Origin of the sequence: Roseomonas fluvialis, assembly GCF_022846615.1 — a bacterium.
GTDB lineage: Bacteria > Pseudomonadota > Alphaproteobacteria > Acetobacterales > Acetobacteraceae > Neoroseomonas > Neoroseomonas fluvialis.
Map to the genome: position 1 here is coordinate 3117344 of NZ_AP025637.1, position 25096 is coordinate 3142439.

Sequence of the window (25096 nt, forward strand, 5' to 3'; positions counted from 1 at the left end):
GGGCCTCGCCTGCCGCGCGACGCTCGACAGCGCCGCGCGAACCGGCGAGGCTCCGGCGATAACGCCACGGGGGAACCGCATGTCGCTGATCGAAAGCCTGAAGGGGCGGCTGCGTCTGCCGCTGATCGGGTCGCCGCTGTTCATCATCTCGGTGCCCGACCTGGTGGTGGCGCAATGCACATCGGGCGTGATCGGGTCGATGCCGTCGCTCAACGCGCGGCCGGTCGAACAGCTCGATGAATGGCTGGCCGAGATCAAGGAACGCCTCGCCGCGCATGACGCCGCGCATCCGGACCGGCCCTCGGCCCCCTTTGCGATCAACCTGATCGTGCACCGGTCGAACGACCGGCTGGACCAGGACCTGGCCCTGTGCGTGAAGCACAAGGTGCCGCTCATCATCAGCAGCCTGGGTGCGCGGCCCGAGGTGAACCAGGCCGTCCATTCCTACGGCGGCTACATCATCCACGACGTGATCAACCAGACCTTCGCCCACAAGGCGATCGAGAAGGGCGCGGACGGGCTGGTGCTGGTGGCGGCCGGCGCAGGCGGGCATGCCGGCGCGCAATCGCCCTTCGCGCTGCTGCAGGAAACGCGGGCCTGGTTCGACGGGCCGATCGCGCTGTCGGGCGCCATCGCGCATGGCCGCAGCATCCTGGCGGCCGAGGCGATGGGCGCGGACTTCGCCTATATGGGCTCCGCCTTCATCGCCACCGCCGAAGCGCGCGCGGTGGACGACTACAAGCAGATGATCGTCGGCAGCGCGGCCGAGGACATCGTCTACACCAACCTCATCACCGGCGTGCACGGCAACTACCTGAAGCCCTCGCTGCGCAACGCCGGCCTCGACCCCGACAACCTGGCCGGCGTCGAGGGCTCGCAGATGAACTTCGGCACCGACCGCAAGCGGAAGTGGAAGGACATCTGGGGCGCAGGGCAGTCGGTCGGCGGGATCGATGCGGTGGTGCCGACGGCGGTGCTGGTGGACCGGCTCGCCAGCGAATACGCGGCAGCACGCGCGCGGCTGGGAGCCGGGTCGGCGATGGTGAACGCCGGCTGGGGACGGCGCGCGGCAGCTTGAGGCGCACGAAGGGGGCTCTGCCCCCCTCGACCCCCCGCCAAGGGCTTAAGGCCCTTGGAACCCTCGACTCAATCGGGGGATTTGGGGAGGGGCGTCGTCGGCGGTTCGCGGCGCGACAGGCGCGCTATGCCCCTCCCCAAATCCCCCGATCAGTATTGGTGTCCAGAGGCCTTTAGGCCTTTGGTGGGTGGGGTCCGGGGAGGGCAAGGCCCTCCCCGCGCGACCCTCACAACCCGCGCAGCGCCTCGCAGATCCGCTCCACCTGCGCGTCGGTCAGCTCGGGGTACATCGGCAGGCTCAGGACCTCGCCCGCGGCCTTGGCGGTCTCGGCGCAGCCGGCGGGGCCGAGCGGCGTGCGGTCCTTGTAGGCGGACTGCAGGTGGACCGGCACCGGATAGTGGATGCCGGTCCCGACGCCGTGGGACTTCAGCTGCGCCTGGATCGCGGTGCGGTCCTCGGTGCGGAGCACGTATTGGTGGAAGACGTGCTCGGCGCCCGGGCGGCGGTGCGGGGCGGCGATGGACGACCCGGCCAGCGCCGCGTCATAGGCGCCGGCGATGGCGCGGCGGCGCGCATTGCCGGCATCGAGCGCCGTCAGCTTCACGCGCAGGATGGCTGCCTGCACTTCATCGAGGCGCGAATTGATGCCGACCAGGCTGCTGATGTAGCGCTCGCGCCAGCCATATTGCCGGATGGCGGCGATGCGCTCGGCCAGCTCCGCATCGGCGGTGGCGAGCACGCCGCCATCGCCGAGCGCGCCCAGGTTCTTCGTCGGGTACAGGGAGAAGGCCGCGGCGGTGCCGATGGTGCCGAGCATGCGGCCATCGAGCGTCGCGCCATGGCACTGGGCGCAATCTTCGATCAGCGGGATGCCCGCCGCGCGCGTCGCCTCCAGCATCGGCCCGAGGTCGCAGGCTTGGCCGTAGATATGCACCGCGATGACGGCCTTGATCGGCGGCAGGCCCGGCGGCGGGTGGTCGAGCACGCTCACCAGTTCGTCCGGATCCATGGTGTAGGTGTCGGGGTCGATGTCGAGCAGCAGGGGGGTGGCGCCGACCATCTCGATCGCCGCCACGGTCGCGACCGCGGTGTGCGAGACGGTGGCGACCGACATGCCCGGCCCGATGCCGAGGCCGCGCAGCACCAGCGCGAGCGCATCCGTGCCGTTGGCGCAGCCGACCGCGTGCTGGCCGGCGCCGAGCCAGGAGGCGAACTCGGCCTCGAAGGCCGCGCCCTCCTTGCCGAGGATGTACCAGCCGGATTCCAGCGCGCGGGCGACGGCGGCGTCGATCTCGGCCTTCTGGGCGCGGTACCCGGCACCGGGGTCGGCCTGGGGGATCATGGTCATGGTCGGCGCGTTCATGGCGGGATGCCTTACAGGTAGTCGGACAGACGGGGACGATACCACGCGAGCGACCGCCGCAAGCCCTCATCCAGGTCGACCTTGGGCGCCCAGCCTGAAGCATTTCGGAAGGCGGTGTCGTCGGCGGCATAGGAGCCGATGTCGATCGGCGCACGGTCGGCGGGGAACTCTCGGGTTTCGAAGGACCCCTGCCCGCCATTGGCGGCGATCAGGCGGTTGGCGAGGTCGAGCAGCGAGGTCGGCGGGCTCCCGCCAAGGTTGAAGACCTGCCCCGAAAGCGCTGGTTCGGAAGCCTTTTCGGCCGAAACCAGGAAGGCGTCGGTGACGTCCTCCACATAGGTCAGGTCGCGCAACTGCGCCCCACCCCACACTTCGAAGGGCTCGTTCTCCAGCACGCGGCGGATCCAGATGCCGAGGAAGGTCTGTCGCGCGTCGCGGATGCGCAGACGCGGCCCGTAGCAATTGGTCAGGCGCAGCGAGACGACTGGGCGGTGATGGACGCGCTGTTCCAGCAGCCAGTACTGCTCGCCCGCCCATTTCGACACGCCGTTGGCGTCGGGTGGGTTGACCGGGTGCAGTTCGTCGACCGGCAGGGCGCGCGGGCGGCCGTAGAACTGGCGGGTCGAGGCGTGCACCACGGTCGCCTTGGGCGCGACCTCGCGCATCACGCCGATCAGGCGGACCTGTGCCACTGCGTTGATGGCAATGTCGGCGACCGGGTCCTTCTGGCCGCCCATGTGGGAGGTCTGGGCGGCCATGTTGAACAGCACGTCCACGCCCTCGCACAGGGAATGGAGCTCGGTGTCGCGGATGTCCCCGCGCACCAGCAGCACGCCCGCCCCTTCGAGGTTGCGGGCCGAGGCGCCGCCATCGGGCATCATGGCATCGAGCGCGGTGACACGCGCACCAAGCCCAGCCAGGGCATGGCACAGGTTCGACCCCAGGAAGCCCGCGCCCCCCGTCACCAGCACCCGCCGGCCGCGCCAGAATTCGGGGGTCACCATGTCCGTCTCGTGTCCTTGTGCAGTCTGGTCATGCTGGTCTCCGATTGCGGCGGAAAGCCGCCTAGTCGCCGGCGGGACCGGGGCGCTTCGGGGGCGGTTCCGCGCCCAGCACACGCCGGGTGCGCATGATCTCGGCGAAGCCGAACAGCAGCAGCACCTGGCCCGCCACCACCTGCAGCGAGGCGAGCAGCCGGATGCCATCGTCATGTGGCGTGACGTCGCCGTACCCGACAGTGGCCTGGGTCACCAGGGAGAAATACAGCGCATCCGGGAAAGGTAGCGGCACCGGCCCCTGCGGCCCGTGGAACAGCGGCACCATCGAGAGCCCCTGCGCGATCCGGTAGAAGCAGGCGAACAGGATCACCAGCATCACATACATCGCGAGGAACGCCACAACCGGCACCAGCATCCGTGCGGCGCGCCCGGCGAGTTCCTCGGTGATCAGCGCCATGTCGGTCAGCAGCAGCACCACCGTGCGCACCGACGCGGCGACGATCACCGAGATGACCAGCATCGCGGCGACCAGCCCCGCGCCCTGGTCGAAGACCGGCAGGCGGTTGACCGGCAAGGCCAGCGAGAAGGCACCCACCGCCCAGACCGGGATCAGCCAGCGCGCCATGCGCGGCAGGTGCCCCAGGTCGAAGGGCCGTGCCGCCTCCGCCACCAGGCGCAGGGATCGGCGGCGCCACCACACGGCTGCCAGGAAGAACGCCACCGGCAGCAGGAACGCCAGCGCGCGGGCCGGTTGCGGCGCCTCCGGAAAGGCCGCGCGCCCCATCACGGCGAACAGGCAGGCATAGACCGCGAGGCCGGCGCTGGTGCCGAAGGCGAAGTGCAGCCCATGCGGGAACAGCAGATACAGCGTGCCGAGCCCGAGCGCCGCGACGCCGATGACCAGGAAGGGAAAGACGGTGCCCTGGTCGGCCAGTCCGCCGGCGACGACCAGGCCAAAGCCCAGCGTCATGGCGACCGATCGCAGCCAGCCCTCGGGCAGGACCGGGCGGGCGCCCTGCGGCATGGTCAGGGGGCCAGCGCGACGCCGGTGATCTCGACCCGCCAGGACGGGTCGACCAGCGGGGCCTCGATGGTCATGCGCGCGGGCTTGTGGCCAGGGTCGAGCCAGGCATCCCAGGCGCGGTTCATGGCCGGGGCGTCGCGGATGTCCGCCAGCACCACGGTCACGCTGACGAGGGCGCGCTTGTCCGTGCCCGCTTCCGCCAGCAGGGCGTCGATCTGGGCCAGGATGTCGGCCGTCTGGCCCTCGGCATCCAGGGTGGCGTCGTCAGCCACCTGGCCGGCCAGCCAGACCATGCCGCCGGCCACCACGGCGCCCGACAGGCGCTGTTCCTCCGCCAGTCGCCGGATCGGCATGGGTTATTTCCTCCACGGTTGAAGTTCGGCCATAAGCCGGCGCGGAGGTTCAGCCCATGCGCCCGATTCTATCCAGCGTGATTCTCGCGAGCCGCTGGCTCGCCGCGATTTTCCTGATCGGGATGACCGTGGCGCTGGCGCTGTTCGCCGCGCGCTTCGTGACCAAGCTGGTGAAGTTCGGCACCGGGGTATTCTCGGCGCCCGAGGACCAGGCGTTGCTCGACCTGCTGCACCTGCTCGACTGGACGCTGGTGGCGGCGCTGGTGGTGATGGTGATCCTGGCGTCCTGGGACAGCCTGGTGGCGCCCTTCGACGAGGGCAAGGCAAGCGGCATGGCCTGGATCCGCAAGCTCGACCCGGGCAACCTGAAGGTGAAGCTGGCGGGGTCGATCGTCGCGATTTCCTCGATCCAGCTGCTGCAGCAGTTCCTGCGGGCCGACAGCTATTCCGACCGGACGCTGGCCTGGGCGATGGGGCTGCACGCCATGTTCCTGGTGGGGGCACTGGTGCTGGCGCTGACCGACCGGATTTCGGCCGGTCCGAAGGCGCCGAAAGAGTAACGGCCGCACTCACCTGTCAGGTGGGCAGGACGGTGCTTGGCATGTCCAGCCGGCCTGACAGGGAGTTTTCGCGGCTGCGTCTGGGCGGTGCGCCAAAACGGGACTCAACTGAGTCATTTACCGCGCCGCGCTCAGATGGAAGGTTAAGAGAACCCCCGACAGGCACCATTTGATTCGCGTTTTTCCTTCGTCAATTTTCGTTTTCGCTCCGCGAGAAATACGCTTTTCGCTTGCCCGGCGAGCGACACCCCATCTTTATTCGCCAATAGGTTGATATTTGGGGTCATACATTCCTGTCATGAGTGAAATCCGCCGCCTGGAGCGCCGCCCAGCCCGTCTCGACACCATCATTCGCGACCGGCTCAAGACCTGGCCACAACGCCCGCCCGGGGCATCCAGCCTCGGCACCGAGGGCGCCTGGCTACGCGGCCGACCGAGTGATGGGGAACCGGTCGCGCAGCCCTACCTCAAGATCCCCGGATCGGACCGCATGCGGACCATCCCGGACGGGCTCTGGCTGCATTTCGGCGGCACGGCCGAGGATCCCTACGCGGACATCCTCTGCATCGAGGCATGCTCGACCTTCCAGAACCTGCTGGACAAGCGGTCACGCTTCGCGCCGTCGACCATCTCGCTGCTGGCGCATTGCCCGCTGCCCTGGCTGCTGGCGCCGCTCCAGGCCAATGACAGCACGCCGCGCTGGCTGATCATTCCGTTCCTGGCCAGCGAGCCCACCGCCGCACTGACGCTGCCCGTGCGCGACCTGCGGGTGCTCTATGGCCTGCAGCGCGACCACTACCAGGGCTTCGCACGGCACCAGATGCCGCATCCGCACGAATACTTCTGCCCGATGGATGCGCTGACGGCGCATGAGGGGCACGAAAACCCGGCGATGCGGTCCCTGTTGGCGCGCGCCTCGGCCGCCTCGGCCTTCATGGACCCGCCCTGAGACGCAGGTCGCGTCCGGCACGGGACCGACCACCGGGCGCCGCCGGCCTTGACCCCCCACCGGCAGGGCGCCCAGGCTGGCGCCAACCTGGCGCGGCGCGTGCCACGATGGCACCGGGACTTCGCACCATCCTGGACTTGGCATGCCTGGACCCAGAGCGCCGCCCGCCCGCGCTTCGGGTTGGACTGGCGCCATGGCGTGCGGACGCGATGGCCCGCGACCGCAGCGGCTTCCCGCCGCGCAAGGCGGCGCGACTGTCGGCCGAGATATATAAATCAGAACATGGACTTGCCGAATGATCTTCAATCATGTCGCGAACCGCCTGGACCCCCGGCACTTCGAGACCATCGTCGCGATGCTGACCGAACGCCTCGGCTTCGTCGTGCTGCGGCGGACCGAACGCTCGATCTGGCTGCGCCAGACCGGTGCCACCGTCGACCTGCAGTTCAGTCGCAGCGAGACCGCAAATCGCGATGCCGACAAGCAACGGTCCCAAGTCGCCTTCCTCAGCGAGACGCCGCGGCAAGACCTCGAGGCGCTGGCGGAATGGTTGCAGGCGCGTGGCCTGGCGGCCGAGGTGGGGGCCTATTCCGACCGGGAGTTCTTCCTCGATGCGCCCGACGCCTTCGTGGATTTCGTGATCGAGGCGATGCGCCCGGAACTGGCCGACTACGGCACCGTGGGGTGATCCGCGCGGGCGCGGGAACAGGCACCACCCGCCCGCGGATTGGGCAGGGCCGCCCGCCATGGCCGATCATTTCGCGGCGCCCCCGCTGCCCGCCCTTGCGAAGCACCCCGCTCATGCCCCAGGAAAGCGCATGGGCCGGCTCAACCGGCCGCATGGGAGACGATGTGATGGTCCATGGCTTCACCCGGCGCGCGGCGCTGCTCGCCGCCGGCGGCACGCTGGCCGCCCCGATGGCCGCCCGCGCCCAGGCGCCGCGCGTGCGCCTGATGCTCGACTGGGCCTTCCAGTCGCCCAACGCCTTCGCCTTGGTCGCGCGCGAGAAGGGCTACTTCCGCGCCGCCGGCGTCGATGTGCAGGTCGATCGCGGCCAGGGCGGTGGCGCGGTGCCGGTCGCACTCGCCGGCGGCAGCTACGACATGGGCTACGCCGACATCAACCCGACCATCCGCTTCATGGCCGAGAACCCCGACCGCGGGATCGTCGCCGTGGCGGTGCTGCATGACCGGTCGCCGCTCTGCGCCATCGTGCGCGCCGACGGGCCGATCCGCACGCCGAAGGACCTTGAAGGCAAGCGGCTCGCGGCACCCGACTTCGACGCCGGGCGGCAGCTGTTCCCGGCCTTCGCCCGCGCGGCCGGGATCGATGCGTCGAAGGTGACCTTCCTCTCGGTCACGCCGGCGCTGCGCGAGCCCATGCTGGTGCGGCGCGAGGCCGATGGCGTGACCGGCTTCGTGACGACATCGGCGCTGGCGCTCAAGGGTATCGGAATGGCGATGAACCAGCAGCGCATCATGATGTACTACGACCACGGGCTGAACCTGTATGGCGGGGCGATCCTGACCACCCGCGCCTTCCTCGAGCGCAACCCCGAGGCAGTGCGCGGTGCCACGGCCGCGCTGATGAAGGCCTATATCGAGACCATCAGGAACGGGACCGAGATGCTGGACGTGCTGAAGCGCGTCGAACCCCTGACCGACGTGGCGCTGGAGCGCGAGCGGCACGAGCTCAACCTCGAGCGCGTGATCCTGACGGACAATGTGCGGGCCAACGGCATTTCGGCGGTTGATCCGGCGCGGCTGCAGGCCGGCATCGTGGCGGTGGAGCAGGCGTACAACCTCACGCCGCGGCTGCAGGCGGCGCAGATCTACACGACAGACTTCCTGCCGCCGGCGGCCGACCGGCGCATCTGAGGAACCGCCCGCGCGCCGGGTCGCGGGGCCGGTCCCGGCCCTGCCCTGGTCGCTCGCCGGGCGGGTGGGTGCTGTGCCCGCGGCACCGGCGGATCGGCGGCGCCTGCGGTGCATTGCCCGGCCGCCGCGCGGCACCGCGTTGCGCGGCACGATATGTGCCTCGCGTGACATGCCTCGCCTGCCGCACAGACGCCCGTCCCAGCCCCAGGGTCATCGCATGAACGCCATCCCGCCCCCCTTCGTGCAGATCGACGGCGTCGCCATGCGCTATGGCGGCGTGGAGGGCACGCTGGCGCTGCGCGGCTGCAGCCTGGACGTGGCGGAGGGCGAATTCGTCGCCGTGGTCGGCCCGTCGGGCTGCGGCAAGTCGACGCTGATGCGCCTGGTCACGGGCCTCTGGCCGCCGACCGAGGGCACCGTCATCGTCGATGGGCAGGAAGTGGCCGGCCCGCTCTCGATCGCGGGGATGGCCTTCCAGAACCCGACCCTGCTGCCCTGGCGCAACATCATGGACAACGTGATGCTGCCCCTGGAAGTGGTGCAGCCGCATCGACGCCAGCTGCGCAGCCAGCGCGGCCACTACGAACACAAGGCGCGCGAACTCCTGAAACTGGTCGGACTGGCGGGGTTCGAGGCGAAGTTCCCCTGGCAGCTTTCCGGCGGGATGCAGCAGCGCGCATCCTTGTGCCGCGCCCTGGTGCACGACCCGCGGCTGCTGATGCTGGACGAACCCTTCGGCGCTCTCGATGTCTTCACGCGCGAGGACCTGTGGGACGTGCTGCAGGATGTCTGGATCGCCCGCAAGCCCACCGTCATCCTGGTGACGCACGACCTCAAGGAGGCCGTGTATCTGTCGGACCGCGTGCTGATCATGTCGAACCGGCCCGGGCGGATCATCGCCGAGCGCACCGTGCCGTATGGGCGGCGGCGCAGCCTCGACATCACCTACACCGCGGAATTCCAGGCGATCGTGCATGAACTGCGCGAGCGAATCTCCGATGCCCGCAAGGCGGAGGCCGCCTGATGGCCGCGCCCCGTTCCGCCGAAGCCCTGGCCGAGGCCGCCCGCCGCCGCCGTCGGCTCGAGACTGCGCTGCCCTGGCTGGTCATCGCGGGCATGTTCCTGGTCTGGGAGGTCGCCTGCCGCGTCTTCGACATCCCTGTCTTCATCCTGCCGGCGCCGACGGTGATCGCCGAGAGCATGGTGAAGTGGTGGAGCCCCCTGCTGACGAATTCCTGGGCAACCCTGCAGACCACGGTGGTCGGCTTCCTCATGGCGGTGATCTTCGGGCTGCTGCTGGGTGTGGCGATCGGGTCGTCGGTGCTGGTCTATCGCGGGCTCTATCCGCTGCTGATCGCGTTCAACTCGGTGCCCAAGGTGGCGGTGGTGCCGATCCTGGTGATCTGGTTCGGCGCGGGCTTCTGGCCGGCGGTGCTGACCGCCTTCCTGATCTCCTTCTTCCCGATCGTGGTGAACGTGGCCACGGGGATCGCGACGGTCGAACCGGAATTGCGCGACGTACTGCGCGCGCTGGGCGCGAAGCCGCGCGACATCATCACGAAGGTCGGGCTGCCGCGGGCCATGCCGTATTTCTTCGCGTCGCTGAAGGTCGCGATCACCGTCGCCTTCGTGGGCTCCATCATCAGCGAGACGGTCGCCGCCAATGTCGGCATCGGGCACCTGATGCTGGTCGCCTCCTCCCGCTTCGACGTGCCGCTGGTCTTCGCCGGCCTGATCGTCACGGGGATCATGGGCGTGGGCATGTACTGGGTGGCGGCGTCGATCGAGGAACGCACAACCGGCTGGGCCACGCGCGGGCAGAACGACCCGCGGCTTGCGACCGGGGGATGACGGCCTTGCGCCTGGGGATGCTCACACCGTCGTCGAACACGGTGCTGGAACCCGCGACCTATGCCCTGCTGGCGGACACGCCCGGCGTGACGGCGCATTTCCAGCGGCTGCGGGTTCTGTCCATCACGCTCGATGGCGGGTCGACCGGCCAGTTCGACACGGCGCCGATGGTCGCGGCGGCCGAGATGCTGGCCGATGCGAAGGTGCACGCCATCTGCTGGAACGGCACGTCCGGATCCTGGCTGGGGCTCGATGCCGACCGCGTGCTGTGCGCGGCCATCACCGAAGCGACGGGCCTGCCCTGCACCACCGCCACGCTGGCGCTGCATGACGCGCTGCGCGCGCTGGGCGCGCGCCGCATCGGGCTGGTCACGCCCTACCTGGCCAGCGTGCAGGCCGCGATCCTGGCGAACCTGCGCGCCGAGGGCTTCGAACCCGCCGCCGAACGCCACCTGGACGATCCCGGCAACTACTCCTTCGCCGAGCACGCCGATGCGACCGTGACCCGCCTGGTGCGCGAGGTCGCAGCCGAGGGCTGCGACGCCATCGCCATCCACTGCACGAATTTCCGCGGGCTCGAAGCCGCGCGCCTGGTGCGGGCCGAGACCGGCATCCCGGTGCTGGATTCGGTGGCGGTGGCGCTGTGGGGTGCGCTGCGGGCGGCGGGCATGGAGGCCGCCCCGCCAGGCTGATGCCGCGGGCGGGCGGCACCTGGCGCGGCGCTCAGGACCGTGACGCGCGCCGCACCACGTCGAATGGCGACTCGCCGAAACGCCGACGGTAGGCGGCCACGAAGCGCGACCGATTGGTGAAGCCGTGGCGTCGCGCGATGGCGATGATCGGCTCATCAGTCGCGGCGTCGATCAAGGTGCGACGCACCTGCTCCAGCCGGATGCCATGCAGCGCGCCGAGCGGCGACGTGCCGCGGAACTGCCGGAACACCACCTCCAGCGTGCGCACGCTGCAGCCGGCGGCGGCGGCGACCTCGACCATGCGCAGCGGTTCGGCACACTGCGCGCGCATGAAGTCCTCGGCCCGCCGGACATAGACCGGGATCGCGCCCGCCTTCCCGGCCCCAAGCTGGTCCGAATGGTTGTGCGGCAGCGCGACCAGCACGAGCCGCGTCAGCAGGTCGGTCATCGAGGCCAGTGCAACGGCATTGTCCGCCATGCCGTCCGGTCGCCCGAATTCCTCCATCACGACATCGAGTTGCCGCCGGAGGCTGGCTGCCAGCCCGTCGGTCCAATCGACGGTGGGCCGGAATTGCAGCGGCTCGCGCAGCCGCGCATCGAGCAGGTGCTCCAGCACGCGCGTGACCTCCCCGACCTTGAGGAAGACATTGGTGCGCAGGCACTCATCGCCCATCGCGAACCGCGTGTCGGCGCCCGTGCGGTAGGCGAGGCCATGGTCCGCGGACCCGGTCGCCTCGTCCCCGTTCTGGACCAGCGTCATGCGGCCGCGCTGAATCGTGGCGAAGCCGTAATAGTCATCTGCCTCGCCGTCGATGGCGATATCTGTGGCGAAGCGGTTCTCGCCATGGCTTGCCAGGATCCCGCCGGCGCAGCGAATGGCGAGTCCGAAGATCGGCGCGTCGAAGCGCATGCGCCAGAGCGCGCGGTCCCGCAGCCGGTACTTGTACATGCGGCTCGGCGTCGGAAAGCGGTCGCTCACGCGCGACTGGCTGTCCAGCTCCGCCGGATCCGCCGCCTGCACCACGTTGAAGGTCGGCAGGCGGGAAACGTCGAAAGCGAGGGCACCGTGCGGTGGCTCGCTGCCGTGGGCTCGACGATCGTGATCCACGCGCACCTCGATCAGATACGGAGATACGGGACGCGCGACCTTCGGACAGATCGCGCAGAAAACACAGCGCCGTGATCGCGAAGTTACGCCGCCAGGGTTTCCCCGGGCAAGCCTCAACGCGTTTCATCGCCGTGTGATGATCCCCTCGACCACAATTCAGGATGGCAACGGGCCCTCGGGCGCCGCTCCGGCCCGCGTAAACGCGCGCCGGAGCGGCGGCCGCGGGCGGGGCGCGGCACGCGGCGCGGTCGCGCTCGTGCTCCTTGCGCTCGGGGCACAGCCGGTCGCGGCGCGCCTCTCGGCGGAGGAACTCGGCCAGCCAGTCTCGATCGAGGATCCGGCCGGGCCGGTCGGCCTGATGACGCTGCCGCCGGCACCGGCAGCCACCGGTACGATGCCGGCGGTGCTGCTGGTGCACGACACGCTCGGGCCCGACCAGCGCAGCCTGCCCTATGTCGAGCAACTCGCCGCGGCAGGGCTGCTGGTGCTCGAGATCGCGCCGGAGCCGGACGAGCCGGACGCCGAGGTGGTGCGCCGTGGCGTGGCGGCGCTGCGCGCCCATCCGGGTGTCGACCCGGCGCGCATCGGGCTGCTCGGCTTCGGTGGCGGTGCGCGCGCGGCGATGCTCGCCACCGTGGATCAGGATGCCTTCGCGGCGCGTGCGCTTCTCTATCCCGGCTGCGCGGGGCTGCTGCGCGACCTGCCCGCGGCGCCGTCGCGCGGCGGCCTACTGCTGCTGCACGGCGCGGAGGACCCGGCGAATGCCGAGGCTGATTGCGTCGCGCTCGCGCAGCGGCTGGCCGGCGGCGCGCCGACCCGCCGCGTGATGTTCCGCGGCGCAAGCTATGCCTGGGACTTCCCCTCCGCAGAGCCGCTGGCGCCCTGGCTCTACCCGGCGCCCGGGGACGCCGGCCGCGTGCGCATCCGGCCCTGGCCGGCCCTCACCGCCCTCAGCGCCACCGAGGTGGCGTCCTTCTTCGCGTTCGCCCTGTCGTGGGGTGGGCTGTGAGCCTGCAGGTCGACACCATGGACCGGCATGCCGCGCTTGCGGCCACCGTCGCGCCCGCGGCGCGCGATGCGAAGTCGCAGGAATTCGTCCTGGGCTGGCGTCTCCTGGCCGGTGCGTTCCTGCTCAACATGGTGGGGTTCGGCGCGATCTATTCCTACGCCGCCTTCGCCGACGACCTCGCGGCGGCCTTTGGCGGCTCGCGCGCCTCCACCGCCCTGGTCTTCGCGCTCTCAAGCGCCTGCTGTTTCGCCGTGAGCGGCTACAGCGGGCCGTTGGCGGACCGTTTCGGGCCACGACCGCTCGCCATCATGGGCATGGCGATGGTGGCACTCGGCCTCGCCACCGCTGCCGCGGCGCGCAGCATGACCGAGGTCGTGATCTGCTACGGCGTGGTCATCGGCCTGGGCACCGGCTTCGCGTATGTCCCGGCCATTGCCGCGGTGCAACGCAGCTTCACGGTCGGGCGGGGCCTCGCCTCGGGTATCGCAGCGGCGGGATCGGGCGTCGGCACCGCCATGGTGCTGCCGATGGCGGAACTGCTGAGTGCCTTCGGCGACTGGCGCTTCGCCTTCGCCGCCTCGGGCATCGGTGCCGGCATCGTCGGGCTGGCGGGGGCCATGCTGATGCCCGGCATGCCGCCACGGCGCGGCGCAACCGCGCTGCAGGCCTCGGCCCGCGAGATCGGCGCGCAGAGGCTGAACGTCGCTCCCGGCGCGAAGGCCGTCTCCGGGCGGGGATTCGTGACGCTCTACCTTGGGGTGCTCCTGGTCTCGGTCACGGTGGTCCTGCCGTTCTCGCACCTGGTGTCCTCGGCGCAGGACCTCGGGCTGAACAGGGCGGATGCGTTGGGCCTGCTCGCGATGATCGGGATCGCCTCCATGGCGGGCCGCTTCGTGCTGGGGGCGCTGGCGGATGTCGCGGGGCGGCGGTTCATGTTCCTCGGCAGCGCGATGACGCTTGTCGCGGCAACGACGCTCTGGGCGATGGCCGCGTCACCTCCGGCGCTGATCGCCTTCGCAATCCTGTTCGGAGCCAGCTACGGCGGGTTCATCGCGCTGCTGCCGGCCTTCGCCGCGGACCAGTTCGGACGCCAGGGCGCCGGCACCGTGATCGGGCTGCTGTATACCAGCCGGGCGGTCGCAGTCCTGGCGGCGCCGCTCGCGGCCGGCTTCGCCGTCGAAGCGCTGGGCGGGCACCGCATTCCGGTCGCGGTGGCCGCGCTGGTGGGGCTTGCCGGGGTGATGCTGATCATGATCGTGCCGCGGCAGCGCGTTGCATGATGGGAACGCTCCACCTCCGCGCGATGTGAGCCAGAAACGCCGGGACGCCGCAGCACGGCGCCCCGGCCTGGCCTCAATTGCGCCGCTGCGGCGGCGCCGGCGGGGCATCCGCCGTGCGGATCGCCGCCGGGCCGCCATTCGTCGCGATGCGCTGGCCGGTGTCGCGCAGCCGCCCGTTCTCGAAGCGGAACACCGCGATATTGCGGTCCGCCATGTTCTGCACCAGCACCGTTCGCCCATCGCGTGAGAAGGCGATGCCCTGCGCCCAGTCGCCGATCGGCGCGCGCGCCACCTCCCGCAAGCGGCCATTGTCGATGCGCAGCATCACCAGCTGCCCGCGGCCGCGCAGCGGATGGCCCTGCGGGCGCGCCGACCCGTTGTGGATGGTGACCGCCACGTGGCGGTTGTCAGGGCTGACCTGAATGCCCTCGGGCGTCGGGCCGACCGACACCGTATCCACCGCCAGGTAGGGTTCGCGCTGCAGGTTGATCAGCGTGACCGTGTCGTTGTCCCCGCCGCCGCGCCCGATATTGGCCGCGACGGCCCAGCGCCCGTCCGGCGTGATGCCCATGCCATAGGGGCGCAGCCCGGCGGTGATGTCGCGATCGGTCTTGGTGACCGTCTCGCCATCGATGTTGAGCACGCTGACGAAGGACGCCGCGGCATCGTCGCGCGTCACCAGCGCGCGCCGGCCATCCGGGGTGAATTGCACATGCGCAGGCGAGGAGGTCGCATTGCCGACCGTGACCGTCGAGACCGGCGTGAGGGTGCCGTTCGCCAGGCGGAACACGCTGACCGTGCCGGCATTGCGGTTCGCCACCAGCACCAGGTTGCCCGCCCGGTTGACCGACACGCCCGAGGGGCCGGCACCGGCCTCGACTGTCTGGGTCACGCGGGGCGGCGTGGCGCGCAGGTCGACCACCTGGACGCGGTTGTCCGGCACGGCCTTGGTCGGGTCGGCGGGGTCGAGGCGTTCGGCCGAGGTGACGATGGCGAAGCGTTCGTCCGGCGTGATCGCGACCGAGGTCGGCGGGCCCACGACGGAATGCGACAGCGCCACCTCCCCCAGCACGCGCGGCGCGCGCCCGTTCAGGTCGATGATGGTGATGCTGTCCGCCGGTGCGTTGGGCACCACACGGTTCACGCCGTTGTCCAGCCGTCGCCTGTTGTCGTTGCCCGAGACCGCGATCTGCGCGGTCGCCGGGACGGTCAGCGCGAGCGCAAGCACCAGCGCGCCGCCGCCGAGCAGCCTTGACCTCATGGGTGTTTCCTCCGCCTCGATGGCCCGGCGGCGGGATGTTCGGCCCGGGTGGCAGCACACGCAAGCGATGGTTGCACCAGCCCCCCCGACTGAGGCATTGCGATGGGCGGGGCTGAGGAACGCGAATGATCGGAATCGACTGGGGAACGACCACACTGCGCGCCTATCGGCTGGCAGCCGACGGGACCATCCTGACGCGGCGCGAAACGCCCCGCGGCATCCTGAGCATCGAGCCTGGGGGCTTCCCCGATGCGCTGCGGGCCGTCGTGGGCGACTGGATCGCGGCCGGCGTGGACCGGGTGATGGTGTGCGGCATGGCCGGCAGTCGTCATGGCTGGCAGGAAGCGCCCTACCTGCCCTGCCCCGCCGACCTGGCCGGCCTGGCCGCGGCGACGGTCACGGTGCCCTTCCCCGATGCGCGGGTGCGTATTGTCCCGGGCCTGTCCTGGCGCGACCCGCACGGCGTACCCGACGTGATGCGCGGGGAGGAAACCCAGATCCTGGGCGCCGCGCTCGGCACCGAAGCGGCGACGGTCTGCCTGCCGGGCAGCCATTCCAAATGGGCGAGCCTGGCGGGCGGCGCCGTTACCCGCTTCACCACGCATCTGAGCGGCGAAGCCTTCGCGGCCCTGTCGCAGCACACCATCCTGGCGCGCATGGTCGATGCCCATGCCCCCTATGACGCCGTGGGGTTCGCGCGCGGCGTGGCCCGCGCCAAGCAGGGCGGCGGGCTGCTGCACCACCTGTTCGGCCTGCGCGCCGCCGCCCTGTTCGACGAAGTGGGCGAGGACGAGGGCACGTCCTTCCTGTCCGGCCTGCTGATCGGGCACGAGGTCGCGGCCGCGCTCGAGGCTGGGGTAGCGCCGCCCGTCATCCTGATCGGGGCGGAGCGGCTGACCTCACGCTACGCCGCGGCGCTGGACGCCTTCGGCATTCCACACACAATGGCCGAACCGGATGCGGCGGCGCGCGGGCTGCACCTGCTTGCCGCGCGGCTGGATTAGGCGGCGGAAAGGGACCTTGCGCGGCGTGCGGTTTCGCTTGAAACCGGCGTGAACCGGGGGCCTCATCCCGGCAAGGCTTCAAATCAGGGAAACGATCCGATGCTGCACCGCCGCCTGCTGCTGTCCGGCGCCGCGCTGGCCACACCCGCGCTGCTGACCCCCCGCCGCGCCGCCGCGCAGGAGGTATCGCTCCGGCTGCACCATTTCCTGCCGGCGGTGTCCAACGTGCACCGGCACTTCCTGATGCCCTGGGCCAACAAGGTGCGCGACGAATCCGGCGGCCGGCTGCGCATACAGATCTTCCCGTCCATGCAGCTGGGCGGCGCGCCACCGCAGCTGTACGACCAGGCGCGCGATGGCGTGGCGGACATCGTGTGGACGCTGCCGGGCAACACGCCGGGCCGCTTCCCGCGCATCGAGGTGATCGAGTTGCCGTTCATCGCGCACAAGCGCGCCAGCGTGAACGCGCGCGTCACCTGGGAATTGTTCGACCGGCACATGCGCCCGGACTTCGCCGAGACGCAGATCATCACGGCCTGGGCGCATGATGGCGGGCTGATCCATGCGCGACGCGAGGTGCGCACCATGGACGACATGCGCGGCCTGAAGCTGCGCTTCCCCACGCGCCAGGCCGGCGAAGCGCTGAAGGCGCTGGGTGCCACCGCGATCGGCCTGCCGGTGCCTCAGGTGCCCGAGGCACTGTCCCAGGGCGTCATCGACGGCGCGGTGGTGCCCTGGGAAGTCGTGCCTGCCATCCGCATCCACGAGATGGTGCGCAACCATGTCGGCATCCCGGGCACGCCGACCTTCTATTCGGCGTCCTTCATCCTGGCGATGAACAAGGCGCGCTACGAAGGCCTGGCACCCGACCTCAAGCGCGTGCTGGACGCCAATTCCGGCGCTGTGGCGGCCGAGATGGCCGCCAAGGTCTGGGACGACCAGGGGCCGGTGGTCGAGGAGATGGTCCGCCGCCGCGGCAATGCCATCACTGAACTGAGCGTCGCCGAGACCGCGCGCTGGCGCGAGGCGACCGCACCGGTGACGGCCACCTGGATCTCGGCGATGCGCGAGCGCGGCATCGACGGTGCGGCGCTGGTCGAGGAAACCCGCGCGCTGGTCGCCCGCCACGGGCAGGGCGTGAGCTGAGCACGCAGGCACCGCACGGACCGGTCGCGCGCATCGCGACCGGCTTCGCGCTGGCCGGCGGCGCCGCGCTGCTGGGTGTGGCCTTCATGGTCAGCGCATCGGTGCTGCTGCGCTGGCTGGCGGGGGCGCCGATCAAGGGCGATATCGAGCTGGTGCAGATCGGTGGCGGTCTGGCGGTGCTCGGCTTCCTGGCGCAGGGCACGCTGATGCGTGCGAACATCTTCGTGGACAGCTTCACCACCTGGCTGCCGGCCCGCGTGAACGACGCCATCGACGGCTTCTGGAACCTGGTGTGGGGCGTGGTGGCGTTGGTGCTGGCCGAGCGCATGGCAGTGGGCGCGGCCGAGGCGCTGGCGTCGCACACCACGACGATCGGGCTGCTCGCGGTGCCGATCTGGTGGGCGATCGGCCTGGGAGCGGCAGGCTTCGCGGCAACGGGGCTGGCAGCGCTGTACTGGGTGGCGCGGCTGGCGCGGGGGCGCGGCTGATGGCGGAGGAATTCGTCGTCGCCGGGATCGGCTTCGCGGCGCTGCTGGGGCTGCTGGCGCTGCGCTGCCCGATCGGCCTCGCGATGCTTCTGGTAGGCTGCGCGGGCTATGTCCACATCGTCGATGGGACGCGGCTGCTGGCGTATCTCAAGACCACGCCGTTCTTCCTGTTCGCGAACTACACGCTGTCGGTGATCCCGCTGTTCATCCTGATGGGGGCGCTGGCCGAACGCGGCGGGCTGGCGCGGGATCTGTTCGTGGCGGCGAATGCGCTGGTGGGGCACAAGCGCGGCGGGCTGGCGATGGGTGTGATCGGCGCCTGCGCGGGGTTCGGGGCGGTGTGCGGGTCCTCGGTCGCGACCACCGCGACGATGGGGCGCGCGGCGTTGCCGGAACTGCGGCGCTACGGCACGGCGCCGGGTTTTGCGGCGGGCACCGTCGCGGTGGGCGGCGTGCTTGGCATTCTGATCCCGCCCTCGGTCATCCTGGTGGTCTATGCCATCAGCACGGAGCAGAACATCGCGCGGCTGTTCATGGCCGCATTGGTGCCCGGTCTCATGGCGACGGGCTTCTACATCGCGACCATCGCGGTGCTGGTGCGGCTGCGTCCCGCCCTGTGCCCCGCCGGGCCGCGCGTGGCCCCCGACGAACGCGCCGCCGCGCTGCGCAACGTGATCCCGGTGCTGACCATCGCGGTGGTGGTGGTGGGCGGCATCTATGGCGGCGTCTTCACGCCGACCGAGAGTGCGGCGGTGGGCTGCGCCGCCACGCTACTGGTGGGCCTCGCGCGGCGCACGCTCGGCGCGCGCCAGGTGGTCGATGCGTTGAAGGCCACAGCCGAGACGACGGCGATGATCTTCGCCATCCTGCTGGGGGCGGAGGTGTTCAACGCCTTCCTCGCCCTGTCCCAGGCGCCGGACCTGCTGGCGATGTGGGTAAGCGAGCAGGGCTTCCCGCCCTATGGCGTACTGATCGCGTTCCTGGCGGTCTACATCGTGCTCGGCGCGGTGATGGACGAGCTGGCGATGATGCTGCTGACGCTGCCGGTGTTCTTCCCGGTGATCACCGCGCTCGATTTCGGGCTGACCACCGAGGAGACGGCGATCTGGTTCGGCATCCTGGTGCTGGTGGTGGTGGGGATCGGGCTGACGGCGCCGCCGATCGGGCTGAACGTGTTCGTGGTGAGCGGCCTGGCGCGAGACGTCCCGATCGGGGCGATCTATCGCGGCGTGCTGCCCTACCTGCTGACCGATTTCGTGCGGCTGGCGCTGTGCGTGGCGTTTCCGTGGTTGTCGCTGGCGGTGGTGCGCACGCTGACCTGACCGGGTTGCGCGCGCCCGCGCGGCCGGACCATCCTGCGCGCCGAACCCACGGAGTCCCGCGCCCCATGAAGACCCGCGCCGCCGTCGCCTGGAAAGCAGGTGCGCCGCTCACCATCGAGACCATCGAGATCGGCGGGCCGAAGCCCGGCGAGGTGCTGGTGGAAGTGATGGCGACCGGCGTGTGCCACACCGATGCCTATACGCTGTCGGGCGCCGACCCCGAGGGGATCTTCCCCGCCATCCTGGGCCATGAGGGCGCGGGCATCGTGCGCGACGTGGGCGCGGGCGTGACCACGCTCAAGCCCGGTGACCACGTGATCCCGCTCTACACGCCCGAATGCCGGCAGTGCAAAACCTGCCTGTCGCGGCGGTCCAACCTGTGCACCGCGATCCGCGCGACGCAGGGCAAGGGCGTGATGCCGGATGGGTCGTCGCGCTTCTCCTGCGACGGCGCGCCGGTGATGCACTACATGGGATGCAGCACCTTCGCGAACTTCACCGTGCTGCCCGAGATCGCGTTGGCGAAGGTTCGCGAGGACGCGCCCTTCGACAAGATCTGCTACATCGGCTGCGGCGTGACCACAGGCATCGGCGCCGTCATCAACACTGCAAAGGTCTGGCCAGGTGCGAATGTCGCGGTGTTCGGGCTCGGCGGCATCGGGCTGAACGTGCTGCAGGCGGCGCGCATGGTGGGTGCCGACAAGATCATCGGCGTGGACATCAACCCCGCGCGCGAGGAAATGGCACGCAAGTTCGGCATGACCGACTTCGTGAACCCCGACGCGGTCGGCCGCGACAAGGTGGTGCAGGCGATCGTGGACCTGACCGGCGGCGGGGCCGATTTCTCGTTCGAATGCGTGGGCAACGTGCACCTGATGCGCCAGGCGCTGGAATGCACGCATCGCGGCTGGGGCGAGAGCATCATCATCGGCGTGGCGGCCTCCGGCCAGGAGATCAGCACGCGGCCCTTCCAGCTGGTGACCGGGCGCAACTGGCGCGGCACGGCCTTCGGCGGCGCGCGCGGGCGCACCGACGTGCCGAAGATCGTGGACTGGTACATGGAAGGGAAGATCGAGATCGACAGCCTGATCACCCACACCATGCCGCTCGATGAGATCAACCACGCCTTCGACCTGATGCACGAGGGGAAGTCGATCCGCTCGGTGGTGGTGTACTGACGCCATGCGCGTGCAGGTGGTTCTGAGTGAGGAGGCAAAGGAAGCCGCGGCGTTCCGCAACCGCCCCTTCGCATTGGGACTCCTTGTCACGCCACTGGCGGCGCTCGCCGGCACGCTCGCATTCCACTGGGCGGGCCAACGGACAGGAGCAGGGCAGTCGGACCTGCGGGACCTGCTGAAGTTCGGCGCCATCATTGGCTCGATCTACCTGATTCCAGTCACGCTCATCCTTTTGCCGCTGATGCAGTGTGCGCGGCTGCCCGCGTTGGCCTATCCCATCGTCGGCGCATTCGCCGGGCCCTTCGGCTTTGGGACATACAATCCATTCGTCGCATTGCCCGCGACGGTTGGCGGACTAGTGGCGAGCCTTGTCTTCGCCTGGGTCAACCGCGCGCGGCCGGCGGCGGCCAATGTCACCCCACCGCGCGCATCGAGCACGACCGACCGAGAGGAAACGCCATGCCCGTGAACCCCGCCGACGGCGCCGTGCTCGGCGCGCTTTATGGTACCGACGCGATGCGGGCCGTGATGGGTGAGGACGCCTTCCTGCAGCGGATGCTGGATGTCGAAGCGGCGCTCGCCCGTGCGCAGGCACGGCTGTCGATCATCCCGGCCGAGGCCGCGGCGGCCATCACCGCGGCCGCGTCGGATGCCTCGCGCCTCGATCGCACCGCCATGGCGGCCGCCACGCGCAACACCGGCTATCCGGTGGTGGCGCTGGTGAAGCAACTCACCGCCCTGGCCGGCCCGGATGCCGGGCGCTGGACGCATTGGGGCGCCACCACGCAGGACATCATGGACACCGCGGTGGTGCTGCAGGTCCGCGACGGGCTCGCGCTGATCGAGGTCGACCTGCGCGCGACCAACGCCGCACTCGCGCGCATGGCGGCGGCGCACCGCGATACGGTGATGGCCGGGCGCACGCATCTCCAGCACGCGCTGCCGGTGACCTTCGGCTACAAGGTGGCGGTGTGGCTGTCGCCGCTGCTGGCCTCGCTCGATGCCCTGCCCCGCATACGCGAACGCGCGCTGCGCCTGTCCTTCGGCGGCGCCGCGGGCACGCTGGCGTCCCTCGGCGCGCAGGGCCTGGACGTGTCGCGCGAACTGGCCCTCGAACTAGACCTGGCCGAGGCCGATATCCCCTGGCATGTCGCGCGCGACGGGCTGAACGAGGCGACCTGCTGGCTCGGCATCCTGTGCGGCAACCTCTCCAAGATCGCCACCGACGTCATGCTGATGTCGCAGACCGAATATGGCGAGGTGTCCGAACCGCATGTCTTCGGCCGCGGCGGGTCGTCGACCATGCCGCAGAAGCGCAACCCGATCGCGTGTGAGTACGTGCTGTCCCAGTCGCGCGGCGTGCATGCGCTGGTGCCGCAGATGCTGGGCGCGATGGCGCAGGACCTCGAGCGCGGCACCGGCCCTTGGCAGGCGGAACTGCTCGCGCTGCCGCAGGCCTTCCTGCTGGCGCATGGCGCGCTGTCGCAGGCGCGCTTCATCGCGGAAGGCCTGGTGGTGGATGCGGCGCGGATGCGCGCCAACCTCGATGCCACCGGCGGGCTGATCGTGAGCGAGGCGGTCATGATGGGCCTTGCGCCCGTGCTCGGTCGGATGGAGGCGCATCACGTCGTGAACGACGCCTGCGACACCGTGCGCGACAAGGGCGGCAGCCTGACCGAAGCCCTGCTGGGCGATGCGCGGCTGGCCGGGAAGCTCGATGCCGCCGCCATCGCGCGCATGACGGACCCGGCGGGCTACCTCGGCGCCGCCGGTGCCTTCACCGACCGCGTGCTGGCGCGCGCGGCCGGCATGGGGGTCAGTTAGCCGCCTCGGCCAGTTCCAGCAGCGCCGCACCGTTGCGGCGGAAGGTCGCCATCTGCGCCTGGGTGCCGCGGCAGCGTTCGCTGAACAGGTCGCTGTCGGGGGCCACCACGTCGATCTTGCTGCGCACGCGGCAGACCAGGCGGGTCATCTGGCGCGGCGAACCGCCATGCCAGCGCACCACGGCCAGGCCCCAGTCACCATAGGTCTCGTAGTGCTGGCGCAGGTAGCCCGCGGCCCAATCGGTGGCACGCCAGGGGTCGAGCGGCCAATCCTGCCCGCCGCGCGCATGCACGCCGGTATGGACCTGCACGCAGCCCGCCATGGCGCGCCCGCCGGCTGCGCGCATCAGGCGCACGGCTTCCGCGCGCGTGTCGGGGTAATAGGCGCGGCCGCGGATGCTGAGGGCATGCGCGTGCAGCCCGCTTTCGTTCAGTGCGATGCCAACCAGCAGGCCTTCGGGCAGGCCGTGCTTGCGCTCGGCCTCGCGCGCCGCCTCGAGGCAGGCGCCGCGGGGCGAGGTGTCGCGCAGCGCGGGTGCCGCGAGTGCGAGGTCCTCGAGCGGCTCATGCTGCGCGCAGGCGGCCGTGGACAGCGCCAAGGCGCCGACCAGCACGGTTGCGAAGACCGGCGACAGCAGGCGTCGTCGCCGTCGATCTGCCATGGCCCAGACCCGGCGGAGCCGGATCCCGGAGGGACGGGCGACCCGCGGCATCACGCGCGCGGGCGCCGCAACATGTCGTCGGCAGGGGGGTGCCGACGATCCATTCGCGGTCGTCATGGGGCCCAATCATCACAGCCCCACCGAAAGATCAAACAGAAATTGTCACAACAGCCAGACAGGAATGCCGCACGAGTCAATGCGGCAGGATTGGGGCATACTAAAAATGAAGTATTTTGATGTATCGTACTCGGCAGCTGGCCGGGCATATCCTGTTTGAATATTTTGAAGTTAACTATTTGTATGCCATTCGCGCGGTTCGCGGGCGGGCACTCCTGGCCCGCCCGCCCGGCTGTCTTGCGCCCCGGTTCAGGCCAGGCGGATGCTGGGCGCGGCCTGGCCTTCGATCACGACGTTCACGCAGGCCGGCTTTCCGGAGGCGAAGGCACGCTCCACCGCCGGGGCAATATCCTCGGCCCGCGTGACGAATTCGCCGTGGCCGCCGAGGGCAGCGACCACCAGGTCGTAGCGCGTACCGGGTGCGAGTTCGCAGCCATGCGCGCGGTTCGCACCGTATTCGCGCAGCTGGATCTGGTGCTCGGCGTTCCACTTCGCGTCGTTGCCCACCACCGCCACGAAGGGCAGGCCGTGGCGATGCGCCGTGTCGAACTCCGCCATGTGGAAGCCGAAGGTGCCATCGCCGAGCACGCACAGGATCGGCACGCCAGGCCGGGCCACGCGCGCGGCCAAGGCGAAGGGAATGGCCGCGCCGATCGCGCCCGCCACGCCATTGATGATGCGCGCCGGCGCTCCTTCCTGCGGCGCCGGCGCGCCGAGCATCGACTGCGCCCATTGTCCGATCTCCCCGCCATCGATCACCAGCACGCTGTCGGGTGCGGCGATGAAGGGGCGCAGCGCGTGGCACAGCGTGGCTGGGTGGATCGGCCCTTCCGGCGCGCCGGCCAGCGCGTCCCAGGCCGCCGGGCGATATGCGATCGCCTGCGCCAGGCGCCGTGCCCAGGCGGTGTTGCCGTGGGGGGCGACATTCGCCGTGAGGGCCGCGACCGCCTCCGCCGCCCCGGCCAGCGCGGCGATGGCGATGCGCTCGCCCAGGCTGCGCGCGGCGCGCGACAGCAGGTCCGCGTCGGGATCGACCACGACGAAGCGCGCGGCGGCAGCGATGGCCGGCGCGCGGCCGAAGCGCAGCGTGAAGTCGAGCGGCTTGCCGAGCAGCACCACAAGGTCGGCCTCGGCCAGCACCTGCGCGAAGGCACCCAGCGAGGGGTCGCCCAATCCGCGCGGGCTTTCCATGGCCGCGACAGGCAGGCCGGAGGCCGCCGACAGCGCCGAGAGCGCGGCGCGACCCGACGGCGTGCACAGCGCCGGTGGCGCGACGATCACCGGGCGTTCGGCCTGGCCGATGACATGGGCGATCGCCGCGGCGCTGTCGGCCGACAACGGCATGGGCGCCGCCGCATAGGCCGCCGGCCCGCGCAGCGTGGGCGGCGAGATGCGCGCATCCAGTACGTCGGTCGGCAGCGACAGGTGCACCGGCCCGGGGCGCCCGGACCGCGCCAGGCGGATCGCGCCAGCGACCTCATCCGCCAGCGCGGCGGGCGAGGATGCCGTGAACGCCTTCTTGCAGACCGCTTCGGCCATGCGGGCCTGTTCCAGTTCCTGGAAGGCGCCGAGGCCCAGTTCGCCGAGCGGCGCGTGGCCCGAGAGCAGCAGCACCGGCACCTCGCCCGCCATCGCGGTGGGCAGCGCGGCGACCGCGTTGGAATGCCCCTGCCCGCCCGTGACGAGTGCGACGCCGCATTCGCCGGTCAGCCGCGCCCAGGCATCGGCCATGTGCACGGCGGCAGCCTCGTGGCGGACATGGATGATCTCGATGCCAGAGCCCACCAGCGCGTCGTAGACCGGCATGATGTGGTTGCCGGAGAGGCTGAAGATGCGGGTCACGCCTGCGACCTTCAGCGCCTGCACCAGGATGTCCGCGCCGCGGATCGTCTCGGCCATGATGTTCCTCCCCTTCGATGGTCGCGCGCACCTCGCCACGGGCTGGACAGGCT

The 25096-nt window shown here is 70.5% G+C and carries 25 protein-coding genes; 17 read left to right on the forward strand and 8 right to left on the reverse strand.

Annotated elements, in window-relative coordinates; translation table 11 throughout:
- Nucleotides 1-79: 79 nt before the first annotated feature.
- Nucleotides 80-1078 (forward strand): NAD(P)H-dependent flavin oxidoreductase, encoded by a 999-nt coding sequence (locus MWM08_RS15150; RefSeq protein ID WP_244407338.1) that lies wholly within the window; start codon nt 80-82, stop codon nt 1076-1078.
- Nucleotides 1079-1304: 226 nt separating this feature from the next.
- On the opposite strand, the gene MWM08_RS15155 is transcribed toward MWM08_RS15150, so the two are convergent.
- The 4 genes from MWM08_RS15155 to MWM08_RS15170 form a co-directional block, all read right to left on the reverse strand.
- Nucleotides 1305-2441 (reverse strand): DegT/DnrJ/EryC1/StrS family aminotransferase, encoded by a 1137-nt coding sequence (locus MWM08_RS15155; protein WP_244407339.1) that lies wholly within the window; start codon nt 2439-2441, stop codon nt 1305-1307.
- An 11-nt stretch (nt 2442-2452) separates the two neighbouring features.
- On the reverse strand, nt 2453-3445 hold the full coding sequence (locus MWM08_RS15160) for an NAD-dependent epimerase/dehydratase family protein (RefSeq protein ID WP_244407340.1): 993 nt from the start codon (nt 3443-3445) through the stop codon (nt 2453-2455).
- Between the two features lie 61 nt (nt 3446-3506).
- Nucleotides 3507-4463, reverse strand: a complete 957-nt coding sequence (locus MWM08_RS15165) for a potassium channel family protein (protein WP_244407341.1) — start codon at nt 4461-4463, stop codon at nt 3507-3509.
- 2 nt (nt 4464-4465) lie between these two features.
- Nucleotides 4466-4816: a RidA family protein gene (locus MWM08_RS15170; RefSeq protein ID WP_244407342.1), complete on the reverse strand. Its 351-nt coding sequence runs from the start codon at nt 4814-4816 to the stop codon at nt 4466-4468.
- Between the two features lie 56 nt (nt 4817-4872).
- On the opposite strand from MWM08_RS15170, the gene MWM08_RS15175 reads away from it, so the two are divergent.
- From MWM08_RS15175 to MWM08_RS15205, 7 genes are all read left to right on the forward strand, one after another.
- Entirely contained in the window at nt 4873-5376 is a 504-nt protein-coding gene (locus tag MWM08_RS15175; protein WP_244407343.1) for a YqhA family protein, read from the forward strand.
- A gap of 298 nt (nt 5377-5674) precedes the next feature.
- On the forward strand, nt 5675-6325 hold the full coding sequence (locus MWM08_RS15180; RefSeq protein ID WP_244407344.1) for a hypothetical protein: 651 nt from the start codon (nt 5675-5677) through the stop codon (nt 6323-6325).
- Nucleotides 6326-6620: 295 nt separating this feature from the next.
- Nucleotides 6621-7013: a VOC family protein gene (locus tag MWM08_RS15185; protein ID WP_244407345.1), complete on the forward strand. Its 393-nt coding sequence runs from the start codon at nt 6621-6623 to the stop codon at nt 7011-7013.
- Between the two features lie 167 nt (nt 7014-7180).
- Entirely contained in the window at nt 7181-8203 is a 1023-nt protein-coding gene (locus MWM08_RS15190; protein WP_244407346.1) for an ABC transporter substrate-binding protein, read from the forward strand.
- A 217-nt stretch (nt 8204-8420) separates the two neighbouring features.
- A complete protein-coding gene (locus tag MWM08_RS15195) occupies nt 8421-9227 on the forward strand; it encodes an ABC transporter ATP-binding protein (RefSeq protein ID WP_244407347.1) in 807 nt (268 codons plus the stop codon).
- On the forward strand, nt 9227-10054 hold the full coding sequence (locus tag MWM08_RS15200) for an ABC transporter permease (RefSeq protein ID WP_244407348.1): 828 nt from the start codon (nt 9227-9229) through the stop codon (nt 10052-10054). The genes MWM08_RS15195 and MWM08_RS15200 overlap by 1 nt, the downstream gene beginning before the upstream one ends.
- Nucleotides 10051-10746: a maleate cis-trans isomerase family protein gene (locus MWM08_RS15205; RefSeq protein WP_244407349.1), complete on the forward strand. Its 696-nt coding sequence runs from the start codon at nt 10051-10053 to the stop codon at nt 10744-10746. Before MWM08_RS15200 ends, MWM08_RS15205 begins: the two co-directional genes overlap by 4 nt.
- Before the next feature lie 31 nt (nt 10747-10777).
- Here MWM08_RS15205 and MWM08_RS15210 read toward each other — a convergent pair whose 3' ends face one another.
- A complete protein-coding gene (locus MWM08_RS15210; RefSeq protein WP_244407350.1) occupies nt 10778-11971 on the reverse strand; it encodes an AraC family transcriptional regulator in 1194 nt (397 codons plus the stop codon).
- Nucleotides 11972-12110: 139 nt separating this feature from the next.
- Here MWM08_RS15210 and MWM08_RS15215 point away from each other — a divergent pair, with 139 nt between their 5' ends.
- Together MWM08_RS15215 and MWM08_RS15220 are read left to right on the forward strand one after the other, a co-directional pair.
- Entirely contained in the window at nt 12111-12863 is a 753-nt protein-coding gene (locus tag MWM08_RS15215; protein ID WP_244407351.1) for a dienelactone hydrolase family protein, read from the forward strand.
- Nucleotides 12860-14143, forward strand: a complete 1284-nt coding sequence (locus tag MWM08_RS15220) for an MFS transporter (RefSeq protein WP_244407352.1) — start codon at nt 12860-12862, stop codon at nt 14141-14143. The genes MWM08_RS15215 and MWM08_RS15220 overlap by 4 nt, the downstream gene beginning before the upstream one ends.
- Nucleotides 14144-14216: 73 nt before the next feature.
- Here the strand turns inward: MWM08_RS15220 and MWM08_RS15225 are convergent, their stop codons facing one another.
- Nucleotides 14217-15404 carry a lactonase family protein gene (locus tag MWM08_RS15225; RefSeq protein WP_244407353.1) on the reverse strand — a complete coding sequence of 396 codons (1188 nt, stop codon included), beginning with the start codon at nt 15402-15404 and terminating at the stop codon, nt 14217-14219.
- Nucleotides 15405-15529: 125 nt separating this feature from the next.
- Between MWM08_RS15225 and MWM08_RS15230 the strand changes: the two genes are divergently transcribed.
- From MWM08_RS15230 to MWM08_RS15260, 7 genes are all read left to right on the forward strand, one after another.
- Nucleotides 15530-16408, forward strand: a complete 879-nt coding sequence (locus tag MWM08_RS15230) for a 2-dehydro-3-deoxygalactonokinase (protein WP_244407354.1) — start codon at nt 15530-15532, stop codon at nt 16406-16408.
- A gap of 99 nt (nt 16409-16507) precedes the next feature.
- Nucleotides 16508-17554, forward strand: coding sequence for a TRAP transporter substrate-binding protein (locus MWM08_RS15235; RefSeq protein ID WP_244407355.1), 1047 nt, complete (start codon nt 16508-16510; stop codon nt 17552-17554).
- A gap of 86 nt (nt 17555-17640) precedes the next feature.
- On the forward strand, nt 17641-18042 hold the full coding sequence (locus tag MWM08_RS15240; RefSeq protein WP_244407356.1) for a TRAP transporter small permease: 402 nt from the start codon (nt 17641-17643) through the stop codon (nt 18040-18042).
- Entirely contained in the window at nt 18042-19364 is a 1323-nt protein-coding gene (locus tag MWM08_RS15245; protein ID WP_244407357.1) for a TRAP transporter large permease, read from the forward strand. The genes MWM08_RS15240 and MWM08_RS15245 overlap by 1 nt, the downstream gene beginning before the upstream one ends.
- 65 nt (nt 19365-19429) lie before the next feature.
- Entirely contained in the window at nt 19430-20542 is a 1113-nt protein-coding gene (locus MWM08_RS15250; protein ID WP_244407358.1) for an S-(hydroxymethyl)glutathione dehydrogenase/class III alcohol dehydrogenase, read from the forward strand.
- 4 nt (nt 20543-20546) lie between these two features.
- On the forward strand, nt 20547-21011 hold the full coding sequence (locus tag MWM08_RS15255) for a hypothetical protein (RefSeq protein ID WP_244407359.1): 465 nt from the start codon (nt 20547-20549) through the stop codon (nt 21009-21011).
- On the forward strand, nt 21002-22366 hold the full coding sequence (locus MWM08_RS15260; protein WP_244407360.1) for a class-II fumarase/aspartase family protein: 1365 nt from the start codon (nt 21002-21004) through the stop codon (nt 22364-22366). Before MWM08_RS15255 ends, MWM08_RS15260 begins: the two co-directional genes overlap by 10 nt.
- On the opposite strand, the gene MWM08_RS15265 is transcribed toward MWM08_RS15260, so the two are convergent.
- Both MWM08_RS15265 and MWM08_RS15270 read right to left on the reverse strand, forming a co-directional pair.
- A complete protein-coding gene (locus MWM08_RS15265; protein WP_244407361.1) occupies nt 22359-23027 on the reverse strand; it encodes a transglycosylase SLT domain-containing protein in 669 nt (222 codons plus the stop codon). The two genes, MWM08_RS15260 and MWM08_RS15265, sit on opposite strands and share 8 nt — an antisense overlap.
- A 366-nt stretch (nt 23028-23393) precedes the next feature.
- Nucleotides 23394-25043 carry a thiamine pyrophosphate-binding protein gene (locus tag MWM08_RS15270; RefSeq protein ID WP_244407362.1) on the reverse strand — a complete coding sequence of 550 codons (1650 nt, stop codon included), beginning with the start codon at nt 25041-25043 and terminating at the stop codon, nt 23394-23396.
- Between the last annotated feature and the right edge of the window lie 53 nt (nt 25044-25096).